A 13,046-nucleotide genomic window follows, 5' to 3' on the forward strand; every position below is an offset into this window, starting at 1 on the left:
TCCGTCAATCTAAATCTCCTTTATCCTTAATTTTATTACTGTTAGTCAATGAGTTAACCATTAATCAGTCATCGCGTTACCGCGCCAGAGTCTATCGGCTAAACCTGAGGCTCGCTGGGTAGCTTGCTGGCTTGCGCGCTCAAAGACTTGCTGAGAGCCTAAACAGCTAAAGTGTTGTTTTGCACGGGTAATAGCGGTGTAGACTAGCTCCTTAGTGAGCAATTGCCACTGTACTAGGCTCGGATTGGGCGGAAGTACGAGGGCGACTCGATTAAATTCACTGCCCTGACTTTTATGTACCGTCATGGCGTAGCAGGTTTCATGGCTAGGCAGCCTTGCGGGGAGCACTTTAAGCAGTTTGCCATCGGCTTTGATAAAGTGGGCCATCAGGCGCTCTGGCCTGTCTTCATCCTGCAAAATCAAACCAATATCACCGTTAAACAGGCCCAAGTTATAGTCGTTGCTTTGGATAATAATCGGCCGGCCAAGGTAAAATTCTTGCTGGGGATGGATAAGCTTGGCCTGAGACAGCGCCTTAGTCACGGCTTGATTGATACCTTCGACACCATAATCGCCACTGCGCATGGCGCATAGGATGCGATATTGGTTAAAGCGGGCAATGGCTTCGATGGCGCTTGGCACACTGCTTGGATCTGAAACTTGCAGCGGACGTAAATACTCGGCGTATTGCTCACAGGCTTGTGTTAGCAGAGCGTGAAGGCCAGTGTTGTTTGCTGGCTCGCTGATTTTGGCTTGGGTCTGGCTCAGATCCATACTGTGTTCTAGCCAAGTAAGCTCGGCCAGTCCCCGCTGCCATACGGCCAAAATCCCCGCGAGATCGGAGCGATTTACCGCGCTGGCTAATAGGCCAATGCCGGCATCGCCTTTAAATCTGTGGCTGTGGGTCAACATACACAAACTGTCGCCAATCTTTGGCTCGCGATGAATATAGGCGCGCAGATCAAAGCCGGTGAGCTTGCTCAATTGTTCGGCCTGAGCTTGGCTATAACGCATTCGCCATTCAGAGTGTTGCTCCGACTCGTGTTCCGACTCGTATTTTAGCCCTGCGCAAATATCGGCTAGCACGGCGCCAGCTTCAACTGAGGCGAGTTGGTCCTGATCCCCCAGTAGTATCAAACCCGCCTGTTTGGGGAGGGCCGTGAGCAGTTTATACATCATAGGCAAATCGACCATCGACGCTTCATCGACAATCAACAGATCTAGCCGCAGGGGATTGCCCTGATGGTGACGAAACTGCGCCGAATTGGGAATTACACCCAGCAGACGATGCAAGGTTGATGCCTCTTCCGGCACTTGCTTGAGCGCGGCTAACAGCGCTTGGGTTTCGTGACTGTTTACTTGTTCGTTTGTCGCTTGAGCCTGTTTGAGTTCCTGCTCGAGTCTTGCTTTCGAGGCCTTTATCGATTCACTTAAACGGGCGGCAGCCTTACCCGTCGGGGCGACGAGTCTTATCTGTTTTGGTGTGTCTAATTGCTGTAACAACAGTAATTTAGTTACAGTGGTGGTTTTACCTGTGCCAGGGCCGCCGGTGATCACCGCAAGCTTCTTGCCGAGCGCCGTTGCCGTTGCTACTTTTTGCCAATCGATATTTTGCTCAAGGGCTGAGTTTGCATGGGAAGATGCGGCGCTTGGAAATAAGTAATCGAGCTGCCTGCGTAGCGGCGCGTCTAAATCTTTATCCGTGGCGTTGACGGGCTGACTCGAAGATAGCCTCGTCAGGGCGCTGGCCACCTCGGTTTCGAAATGATGATAACGCTCAAGATAGAGTCGGCCGCCATCAAAAATCAGTGGCTTATTGCTGTGAGGTTCACCAACCGCCTCAAAATTTTCTAGCCTTGCAATCAGCTCTGGCAGGCTCAAACGGATTTGGCAGTGATTAACCGGCTCAGCCAGCGGATTCGTTGGCACTATATGTTCGAGCACTAGGCAGGTATGTTGGGCCGAGAGCTGTTGGCTTAACAGGGCGCAAAGCAGCATAAACAGCGGCTCTTGGGCATCATTAGGATGAAGCCTGGCCATCTCGAGGGCAAAATGGCGATCCAGCGGGGTGATCAGCCGCTCCTTTTCCCAGTATTTGAGTAGCTCTGCGAGCGGCGCCTTGAGTCTGAGAGCGCCAGCGTCAACCCATTGGGGTGATACTTTTGGGGGCGTCAGTTCGGTGCTGTGGTTCATGCCATTGCTCCCGTATCCTGTTGATTCACTGTGCTTGTCTCTAGGCTGTGCTGAAACAACGCATCTAAGGCCAAAATAAGCGCCTTGGGTGGTTTATCGTAATAAATACCAAAGCCTGGATATTGCACCGACATTCCCCGTAAAAACAAATAATAACAGCCGCCAATATGGGTATCGTAATCATAATTGGGCAAGCGCATCGCTAAATAGCGGTGTAGCGCAAGGGAGTAGAGGATATATTGCAAATCATACCTATGGTCGCTGATCGCCTGTTTCAGCGCGCTATGATGATAGGCTTGAATATTATCCCCCAGATGGTTTGACTTATAGTCGGCAATATAAAACTTGCCTTGATATTCAAAGGTTAAGTCGATAAAGCCCTTGAGCATGCCCTGTAATTCGTCAAACTGCAGCTCGGTATCGTAGCCAAATTGCCCAAGGAGTTGATTAAGCTCTGTGTCCTTTAAGCGATTCAGAGGCAGGTAAAACTCCATCTCAACTAAGGTGTGCTGCGGCGCGAGTGCGGCTAAACACAGCTCGGGATTGATAAGCTGATTATCCTGCGCCATTAATGCCAGTGGTGCTTGTAATACCTCAAGATACCAATCCTCTAATACGGGCTGCCATTCGGGGGCAATGCCGTATTGCAACATGGCCTTAGGTAGCTCTCGGGGTAAGTCGATTTGAGCTTGGGTAAAATCAATTAACTCAAGCACTAAGTGCATAAAGCTACCCGCGTTGGCGCCGCGCTCAAAACTAAAGCGATTGAGCAGAGGTTGTGCTTGCTGTGGATCTGCTTCTTGCCACAAGGGGTCAATAGAGCTGTTTGTTGTATCGGTGCCCAATACGGCATTCACTTCATCATCGGCACCAGGAGTGGCTTTAGCGTGGGGCGCATTTTTAACTAAGCCGGAATAACTGCCGACGCGCCATGGAGTGCGATACTGACGGCTGACCTTACGGGCACTCAAGGTTTGAGAATCACTTCCCCCCGTATGCAGCTTGTTAGCCGCAATGTCGTCGGCCACTACCTCAATGCTGATCGCAGGTTGACTCGCCTCGAGACCCGCGACCAGCGCTTTGGCGGCATGTTGCAGACGGGAAAAATCACAATCTGTGTCAGTGATCCCAAGCAGATAACCGATGGCGGTTTCATGCAGCTGGCTCTTAAGCCCCGCCTTTAACATGCGACTATGGTTAGCGATATACAAATAACACAGGTACACGGGGCGGGTGAGCGCTACATAGAGCAGACGCAGATCTTCGGCTAAGGTTTCCTGCTTTGCCTGTTCCCAACCTTCATCCGTGCCCTCTAAATCCCACACCAGTTCCTGCGCGCCATCGGCATTGGTTCTGTGGTAGAGCATAGGCGTCGGGCGACGGCGATTATCCCGCGCAAGGCTGACAAAAGGCACGAAGCACACTGGGTATTCCAGCCCCTTACTCTTATGGATGGTGACGATTTGCACTAAGTTTTGCTCGCTTTCAAGGCGTAGCTGCTGCTCATCTGTCCCTGTGTTATCAATCAGTTGTTGCTCATACCAGTTGAGGAGGGCACTGATCCCATCAATTTCTGTCGCCTTTTGCTGCAACAGCTCAGCTAAGTGGCGAAAATCCGTGAGCCGACGTTCGCCATTGCTCGCCTCAAGATGAGCGGCAGCATCTTGCTCCGCTTGGTCAATGCTTGTCGAAGCGGGAGAATGCAGCAGCCGCGCAACCATCTGGGTGGCATTGGCGAGGCTGAGCAGCGCCGGCATAATGCCGCGTTTTTGCCAGATCTGGTGCAGCTCAAAAAACTGCTCTAGCAGCCTTTGGCGCTGCTCTTCATCTTGGTTAAAGGCATGGATTTGCTCGGCGCGATAACCAAGCAGGGCGGTCGCAAGGGCGCTACGCAGGGCTCGCTCGTCCTTGGGGCTGGCCAAGGCGCGCAGAACGAGTGCCATTTCCCGCGCTTCGACGGTTTCAAATACGCTGTCGCGGCTTAAAAAGACGGCGCCAATCTGGCGCTTGCTGAGCGCGGTTTTCATCACGGCCGCTTCGTTTCTATCGCGCACTAAGATGGCGATATCTTTGGCAATTAATGGCCCTTTGGGCGTGCTGCATTGGCCATTGGCGGCCTGCGTCAGTAAACGGGTGATTTCGGCGGCGGTATCTTCGGCCAAGGTTTGCCGCGCACTGGCCTTATTGAGCCCAGCTTCGCCTTCACTTAAGAGTTTTAACCGCAGCGCGGCACTATTGGGCGCTTGCTCAACGAGTTGTTTTGCCGCCGCACTGGCAGGCGTTTTGACTGGATCGAAGGGAATCGATTGGCTGATAAAAGGATCCGAATGCTGGGCAAATAAATGATTCACCCCGGCCACCAGATTGCGACTCGAGCGATAGTTAGTATCGAGGAAATAGTGCGCCTGGGTCTGTCTGCGCGCCTCGATATAAGTGTAAATATCGGCGCCGCGGAAAGCATAAATCGCTTGTTTTGGGTCGCCAATCATCAGCAGGCTTAATTTGCTATCCGTGCGAGGCTTAGGTTCAGCCGTCGCCGAACCTTGAGTTTCAAGCCCCAAACGGGTTTGATAAATCCCTGAGAAAATTGCAAATTGCAGAGGATCCGTATCTTGGAACTCATCGATTAAGGCCACGGGGAAGCGACTCGCCACAGCCTTAGGTAAAGTGTCTGGATTGGCCTGCATCGCCGCTGCCAAGGTGGTTAGCAGGTCATCGGGTGTCAGCACATTTTTCTGCTGTTTTTGCTTGGCAAAGCGCTCGCTGATCCCTTGTTTGGCGCTATAGAGAAATGCGGGTTTAATCGCGTTAATCAGCGTGGCTAACTGCTCCATATGGTCAAGCAGCGGCGCCTCGCTCGCGCTTGGGATCACGCCGCCTTTATTCAACTTAAGCTCGGATAACGACAGAGCCTCGAGCACTTTAAGCGGCGGCAAGCCGTGGCCAAAGGCTAAGAAGTTGTCCAGTTGATCGAACATTTCCGCCAATTTGGGGTAATTGTCGCTCGCTTTACCAAAACGTTGACCGTTAAGCGGTAGGCTATGTAAAAGCTCTAACAGCGCGTCGCGGCCACGCGGCCAGGCGAGTTTAAAGCGCTGCACACTCTGGCTTAAGGATTCAGCCAAATGCGAAAATGGCTGCACGGGTTGAAGCGGTTTGGCCTCACTGGCACCGAGCAAGGCTCTCAGCTGCTTGACTAATCCGTCGGGATCGCCAAATTCGCTGGCAATAATTTGGGCTAAATACTCAGGCAGCGGATAGCAGGCCTCACGCCAAAAATCCCGCACCGCATGGTGTAAAAACTCGCTGTCATCTAAGGTGAAATCCGACTCGAACAACAATGATGATTCGAAGGCGAGATCGGCCAAAATTCGCTGGCAAAAACCGTGAATGGTAAAAATCGCCGCTTCGTCGAGGGATTTGAGCGCCAAGTCGAAGCGTCTCAGGGCGATAGCGCGCTCGGCTTCTGGGGTCTTATCGTACAGCGCCTGCACAAAAGGATCGTTAATCTCAAGCCCTAAGAAACACTTAAAGGCTACCTGAATGCGGCGGCGAATCCTGTCCCTCAGCTCCTCGGTGGCGGCATTGGTAAAGGTCACGACCAGAATTTGTTCACAATTGAGCGGTTCGCTTAAGCCATCCCCAAGCAGTAATCTGAGATACAGACCTGAAATGGTATAGGTTTTTCCCGTGCCCGCACTGGCCTCGATTAAGCGACTGCCGCCAAATGGTAGGGTGAGCGGATCTAACGGCAAAGCGGGTGATATCTTAGTCATCAGAGTGCTCCCTCTGAACTGGCGGTTGGGGCTTCATTCAGGGCAAATTCCTCGAGTTGGGCGAGGGTATCCTTATGGTAGAGGCTAAGCATTGGCCGATAGATGTCATCGGCGAGCTTGCCAAAATGTGCCTCGGTAAAGTCGTCGGGAAAATGAAACAGCCGCTGATAATGGGGATCTGTGCCTTCGCCAAGTTCACCTTGCTCGTCCAGCCATTCGCTTTGTGCCGCTTCGAGCCGGGCTTTGTGCGGGTCTTTGCTTGTGTGCGGCTCTTCCTCTTCATCCGCCTCTGCACTGGCATAGGCGAGGGAGGTTCTTGGCATAAAACACAGGGGATGAATTTGGCCCTGATAAAAAAGCTGTAATAAGTTGGCGAGCTGCGCATGGGCAAGCTCTGGCGTAATGGGCGAGAGGGCATGAAAATGGCCCATATCCAGCAGGTAGCTAGGTTGCAGGCTGCTAGGTTGAGCCACTCCTGCGGCCATCAAACATAAATGACGCAAATACAAGGCTAAAATATCCCGCCCATGGGCACTGCCGGGGCGACAAGTCACCAATCCTTTAGGGCTGATATCATCGATTCGACCTTCGAGGAGCACGCGTTTAGTTTTTACCTGAGTCCCTGCGTTCTGGTGGGGTAACTCAAAGCTGAGCCGAATATCGGCATGGCGGGGAGCGACATCACCGCGCATAAACAGGGTTCTGCCAATCAGCGGCGCAATATCATGGCTGTATTGGCGCAGCAGCAGATCATCAAAGGGCTGCATTGGCAAATTACCGCTGGCCTTAAGGCGTTGTAACAGTTCAGTGCTGGGCCCGTTTTGCCCTTGCTCGAGCGCATCGCCAAGGAGCTGAGCCTGTAATAAATAGCGCTCTAACGCATTAAGACTAAAGGGCTCATCGTTATCATCCGCTTGAATATTCAGGTTTAAATCGACTTTTAGGGTACGATTAAAGAAATACTGCGCGGGATTGCGAAAGAAGCGAATAAAGGCAGAGATATCGACATGCTCCGCTTCGCCAAGGGGCGCAATATCCTGAACACTGTCACCAATTGCGTCATCTTCGAGCACTATCTGGGTATGGGCTTCGATAAATCGACCAGGCTGCAACTGGCTATTGCTATCGGGCGGACACCACTGCTGGCTATAACTCTGTTTTATCCCATGGGAGGTAGGGGCTTGCGGTAGTGCTGCTTGATACAGTTTAGGATCAAAAGGTTGCAGCGGCTGATGGCTCACAATAGCCTCAATCAATGCCTGTTGGGCAACTTCGTTATTGACAATAGATGCTTGCGCCGCAAGGGATTCAGGTAAATAACATAGCTGGCAATATTCTATTAGCTCGGAAACCAGCATAGATGGAATACGCTCAGAGTTATCCCGTTCGCTACGGCCAATATAACTGATGTAAAGTTGCTGGCGTGCTGAAAGCAGCGCCTCTAAAAACAGGTATCTATCATCTAATCTGCGGGAACGATCGCCTTTGCGCGCACCCAAATGGGCCATCAGATCAAACCCCACAGGATGTTGCACCCTAGGATAGACACCATCATTCATCCCCAGCAGGCAAACCACCTTGAAGGGAATCGAGCGCATCGGCATTAAGGTACAAAAATTTACGCTGCCCGCGAGGTATCGTTGGCCGACGCGTGACTCGGTTAAGCGTTGATTAAACCAGAGCGCCAACACTTCGATGCTTAAATCTAAGTCGTTGGCTTGTGGGCCAATATCGGCTGGGCTGGCGGCAAGCAGCTCTTGCTCTAAGGCGGCAATCGCATCGCGAATTTCTTGCAGCTGTTCACGCTCGTCCTCATCGGGGGCGTAAAAGGCATTTAACAGCTCGGTGAGTTCGAGTAACCGCAGTGAGGGCGCTTGCGCCTTGGCTAATACTTGGGTGGTCTCATCGAGGACTTCAATAAAATTCAACAGTTTGCCAAGGGCCTGTGCCGATTGGCCCTCCACCCCAGCCACGGTTAAATAGTGCATTCCCTGCGGGGATGATTGATAGAGCGGCGCATCGTCCCTTAAGGCGTAACCTAAGATTAAGCGTTTTATACCAAAGGCCCAGGAGTTTTGCTCGAAAGCAGGCACGCCCTGTTTAAGGCGGCTCTGTTCATCGCGGCCCCAACGCACCCCTGCTTCATCTAACCAGCGGCGAATGAGTGGCAGCTCGTCTTCTTCGAGCTGAAAACGTCGCAAAATGGCTGGGACTTCGAGAATGCTTAAAATATCGGTCAGTCCGAAACGGCTCTGATTAATATTGAGTAAATTCAAAAAGCTATTTATGAGTGGTGATTCCTGCGCCGCGCCGCGGTCGGCAATGGCGTAGGGGATATATTCCAGTCCCTGTTTGGCCGCAAACACCGCATCGATATAGGGGGCGTAGGCGGCGACATCCGGCATCATGACCACTATGTCTTTGGGCGTGAGTTGGTTGTTGCTATCCAGCAGGTCGAGTAAATGATCGTGCAGGGTTTCGACTTCCCTAAGTGGGCTGTGGCAACTCTTGATTAGAATCGAATCATCGTCGGCTGTTAATACCCGGCGATTCGCGACCTCTTGATATAGCTCAGCATCCGGCCCGAGTACGCGATCGAGTGTCTGCATTTCTAAAATATCGTATTGCACACCAGCCAGCATACTTGCGTTAGCGTGGGGATCGTTAGGATCGCCGCAGGGCTCGCAGTACACATCGTCGCCAAAGTCACAGTGCTCAGGGGGCAGCTCGAGCAGCATATCAAGTAATTCGCGGCCCATCTTGCCATTGTTGGCGAGCAGGGGATTGCCGACTTCGAGTTTATCTTCCCATTGCTCAGCTAATTGGCGTTTTCCGGCATATTGCAATGCCATACGCGCCCGATGGCGTGGGTCGATAATGTCGCCCCAGTAATGCTGACAGGGGCTCAGGCTTAAGATAATCACATCGATGCGGCTCGCGAGCTGGTGGAGCACATCGATGGTTTGGGGCGCCATGGAGGAGATCCCAAACACAAATAAACGCTGCGGCAATTTTGCGAGTGAATTGGCGCTATCCCCCAATGCAGCAATCAAATCCTGATGCAGATTGGCCCTATGGTAGTGGCTTTGACGCAGCTCATCACGATTGTAGGCAATCAGCGCGCGCCAGAGGATGGGTTGCCAGCTTTGCTCCTCATTCAATTTGAGCGATTCGAGCGGTTCATTGGCTTCCCACGCGGCAATCCAGTCGGGGCGGTAAACCAAATATTGGTCGAAGATATCGGCGATGCGGCCGCAAAGTTGGTAAAGCTTAATATCATCGGCGCTTACGGCACCATGTTGATGGTTGCTATGGGTGTCAACCGTGCTCGATTCGAGATTATCTAAGGTATGGCCCAAATAATGGCGCAGTGGCCCAAAAGAAGGTTCATCCAGTAGCCGTGGCAGCAGCTGCATTAGCTTCCAGGTCATAGCCGCCTTAGTGAAGGCGTTTTCCTTGGGGACATTGGGGAGTAAATCGTGGCACAGTTGCCAAATAAAGCTGGAAGGTAGCGGGAACTCCAGCGCGGCGGCAATACCATTTTGTTTTGCAATTTCAAGGCGTAACCAAGTCGACATCCCAGGGCTTTGTACCAAAATATGCTCACTTTGCAATAACCCCGCGCCGGGTAGCGGCTGGCGCAAATACGCGGCAAGATGGGCACAGAGCACTTCCATTTGATTGGATTGGATTAACTTCAGCATATTCGACTCACGATTTGGGATTGCTGTTATGCATAGCAAAGTGGCTTGGCAATTCTATGTGACTGATTTATAAGATTCAACAATCTTGTCCGCCTGTGGATTATCCCGCCTATTTTAACTGTTTACTCGGGCCAAATAGTCGCCAGTTAAGGGTTTTAGCGGCGTTATTAAAGCGCTTTAACGCCGCTTGATAGTCATTGTCCGCAAGCTGTTGGTATTTCAGCGCGACATAGCTTTGGGTCAGGGTGTCAAACTCACGGCAAAACTCTGGGGATTGTTGCTGGTGCGTGTCAATAAGCTGCTCGGCAAAGGCATTCGGGCCTAAGTGAGCGGGGCGGACTATGCCAAATTTACTGAGGCGCTGACAAATGCGTTGGTACTTGGCGCTGATGGGATCCTGCTCCCGTTTAAAGCGAAACAGCCCCACGCTGTAGGCGATATAGAGGCCGATAAGGCTAATACAGACACTCATAAACACCGCCACCTTGGTTTTAGTGACATCCCCTAAAATGCCGCTTAACACTTTGTTTTGCCGCTCCTGATTGAAACCGAGCACCCAGAGACTCCAGTAATAATCGAGGCTGGCAAAGCGCTGCCTTAACTCGTTGAGCCAAGGCATAGATTTAAAGCGCAAACTGCTAAAAGGGCTTTCTTGCAGGTAGCTTTGTTCGGGGGAGAACTCGGCATCGAAGCCTTGTTCGATTCGGTTAGGGGCGACCATGGCCGTTGGATCGAATCGTACCCAACCTTCATTTTCGAGCCAGACTTCGGCCCAAGCGTGTGCCATGTATTGATACACGCTCAGGTAATCGGCCTGCGGGTTGTATTCGCCCCCTTGATAGCCGGTGACCATACGCGCGGGTAAACCAGTTGCGCGCGCCATAAAGATAAAGGCGGAGGCGTAATGGGCGCAAAATCCGGCTTTATTTTCAAACAGAAAATCATCGACTTGCTGCGGGCCAATAGGGGGCGGGGTGAGGGTGTAGAAAAATGGTTCGCGATTAAAATAACCCATCATGGCGAGCAGACGCTGCTTGGGCTCGGGATAGTTGGCCTTAAACTCGGCGGCGAGCGCCAACGTTTTGGGGTTAGTGCCCTCGGGTAGTTTCAGATTTATTTGCCGCTGTTTGGCAGTTAACTTGAGATCCATTTGGGCCTTAGGCCAAGAATGGGCACTGTAGCCTAAGCGTTGATCGACATTACGTAGGGAATAGAGTCGATAATCGGGTAGGTTAATGACCTTTTCATCTTGGCTATAGGCCACATCGAGCCCAAATAACCAAGGCTGGTGGCTAGGTTCCACAATCACTTGATAGTCGTATCGCTGCGGCGCATGGCTGCCTGTATCATCCGTCATCGCTGCGGAGAGCTGCCGCGCGGGATCGGGTCTTGAGGGCGGAAAAAACAGCGCATCCTTTTGAATTTGTTTGATGCCGACATCTTGGCGCCAGGTTTGGCCGTCGTAATCTTCCAGCACCAGCGCGCGCCAATAGAGTTCGGCTTGGATGGGTCTCGCCTCGGTAAAGCTCACCCTAAAGGCCAGTGCGGAGGAGCGGGTGAGTTTGCTAATGTCACTCACGGAAAGGGTATCCGAGAGCCCAGTTTGGGCTTCCTTCATATTCGGGACCAGCCAGAGCGGGGCAAAGCGCGGCAAGACTAAAAACAGCAGTAACGCCAGTGGCACACTCTGCAGCAATAATTTAGCGCCAATCCAAGCTGTGTGTTGCCAATTATGTTTGCTTTGATACAGGGTCACCAGTACGCAGGTATTAATGATAGTGACCCCAATTAAATGCACGGTATTGAGCATGGATTGGTGATCGATAAAGGTCAGCGCAATTAAAAAGTAGCCCACAATCACCACGGCCCGCACATCTCGGACACTGCGCATCTCAATGTATTTTAAGGCATAACCTAAAATCAGCAGGTTGACTAAGGCGTTTAATAGCCCAATCTCACCCGATACCAACGCAAGGGTAATAGCGGCGCCAATAGCAAGGCTTGTGACTAAGTAGCGCGGTGGCTTTGCCACTTTGCCGACATAGATGCCGACTCGCCACACGAGACAAATGGCGCAGATCCCAAGGGTCCAAGGCGTCGTTTTATCAAATAGGGGGCTGAGTACTGCTAAATTGGTCAGCAGCAGCCAAAACAGCGTTTGGCGGCTGATATTGTCACCCGTCTGCGGCCCATTGGCATGATAGCTCGTCAGCTTGGGAGGATTAGCCTTGTGATGTGTCGTGGCTTGCGTTGTCATCGCCGCGGCTCCATTGTTGCAGGACGCACGTTTTGCCCATGGGGAGGAAGTGGATGCTGATGCTTAACACCTTGGTTATTTTTCAATTTATCGGTTTTATCCAGCGTGTTGATATCTTGTCCGTAGAGTGCGAGCGCCCTTTGGCAGGCGATACGATGAGCATTGCCCGTATCGGGTGTGAGGATCAGATCTTCCGCACCAACACGCTGCAGCCACAGACCAAAATATTGCTCCTGCTGACTCAAATGGTTGACTTGCCAGCTGAGCTGACCTAATTGCTGTTCAAGCTGCGCGGGATCGGGGACTAAGGTTAACCATACGGGATCGCCCTGAGGCTGCTCGAACTCCTTGGTTAGCATGCCACGCCCTTGAGCCCATTGTTTCCATGCCACTTGTTTAAGGGATTCACCGAGCACATGGGGCTTAAGCCCTTTGTATTCATCGATGCCGGCGATGTATTTTCCTGCTCGTTCTAACCGTTCGTCTTCACCGGATTCGGTGGCTGCTTTTAGCTGCAAAGGGCTTTCAATCGGGTGGGCGTAGACGATGTGCGCATTATCGAGATCAATATGGGACCAAGCGCGGCAAAGTCCTAAGGGATAAAAGGATTCAATCTTAAGTCGGCCTGGCGATACCAGACCACGGCTGTCATGGGCAAACGAGACCAGAGCTTGCACCTCATCCGCGCCGACCTGTTTAAGTAAGTACGCTAAATTATTGGGGTAATTTAAGCTGATATTGTGGCTGCTGTGATTTGAGGTGAGCAGGACTGGAAAGGTGATGGTTTCGCCCGCATACACCTCGGGCGCCGTGAGCGCGCGAAGGCGCAAACCCGCGAGATTTTTATAACTGTAAAGGATGCAGGTATTAAATAGACTGAGGAGCAAAATGCTCAGCCCAATTACAAGATTGTTTTGATAGTTAGTACCAAACAGATACAGCAGCAGTACCAGCCCAAGCCAGACTAAACCAAAGCCACTGGGCAAAATAAAGATGCTGCGATGGCTGAGGACAAACTCTGAACTGGGCGGCATGCGCCTTGCCAACCAGCGTTGCCAGAAAGCCGTCAATACTCGTTTCATCCTGTCCTCATCATAGTCTGAGCATCCTTATCGA

Annotated in this window: 5 protein-coding genes; all 5 read right to left on the reverse strand. The window is 51.9% G+C overall.

Annotated elements, in window-relative coordinates; genetic code table 11:
• Positions 1-60: 60 nt before the first annotated feature.
• The 5 genes from recD to CF168_RS09595 all read right to left on the reverse strand — a co-directional run bounded on the left by recD (position 61) and on the right by CF168_RS09595 (position 13,012).
• Entirely contained in the window at positions 61-2,193 is a 2,133-nt protein-coding gene (recD, locus tag CF168_RS09575; RefSeq protein ID WP_089067696.1) for an exodeoxyribonuclease V subunit alpha, read from the reverse strand.
• On the reverse strand, positions 2,190-5,969 hold the full coding sequence (gene recB / locus CF168_RS09580; protein ID WP_089067697.1) for an exodeoxyribonuclease V subunit beta: 3,780 nt from the start codon (positions 5,967-5,969) through the stop codon (positions 2,190-2,192). The genes recD and recB overlap by 4 nt, the downstream gene beginning before the upstream one ends.
• A complete protein-coding gene (recC, locus tag CF168_RS09585; protein WP_089067698.1) occupies positions 5,969-9,673 on the reverse strand; it encodes an exodeoxyribonuclease V subunit gamma in 3,705 nt (1,234 codons plus the stop codon). Before recC ends, recB begins: the two co-directional genes overlap by 1 nt.
• Before the next feature lie 109 nt (positions 9,674-9,782).
• Entirely contained in the window at positions 9,783-11,930 is a 2,148-nt protein-coding gene (locus tag CF168_RS09590; RefSeq protein WP_089067699.1) for a transglutaminase TgpA family protein, read from the reverse strand.
• Complete coding sequence (locus tag CF168_RS09595) at positions 11,927-13,012, reverse strand: DUF58 domain-containing protein (protein WP_089067700.1); 1,086 nt, start codon at positions 13,010-13,012, stop codon at positions 11,927-11,929. Before CF168_RS09595 ends, CF168_RS09590 begins: the two co-directional genes overlap by 4 nt.
• Positions 13,013-13,046: the final 34 nt, after the last annotated feature.

Source organism: Shewanella bicestrii, from assembly GCF_002216875.1.
GTDB classification, from domain to species: domain Bacteria; phylum Pseudomonadota; class Gammaproteobacteria; order Enterobacterales; family Shewanellaceae; genus Shewanella; species Shewanella seohaensis.

Bases quoted from the DNA above. Each gene is read 5' to 3' on its own strand.
- recD (WP_089067696.1), bottom strand. From the start codon at position 2,193: ATGAACCACAGCACCGAACTGACGCCCCCAAAAGTATCACCCCAATGG.
- recB (WP_089067697.1), bottom strand. From the start codon at position 5,969: ATGACTAAGATATCACCCGCTTTGCCGTTAGATCCGCTCACCCTACCA.
- recC (WP_089067698.1), bottom strand. From the start codon at position 9,673: ATGCTGAAGTTAATCCAATCCAATCAAATGGAAGTGCTCTGTGCCCAT.
- CF168_RS09590 (WP_089067699.1), bottom strand. From the start codon at position 11,930: ATGACAACGCAAGCCACGACACATCACAAGGCTAATCCTCCCAAGCTG.
- CF168_RS09595 (WP_089067700.1), bottom strand. From the start codon at position 13,012: ATGAAACGAGTATTGACGGCTTTCTGGCAACGCTGGTTGGCAAGGCGC.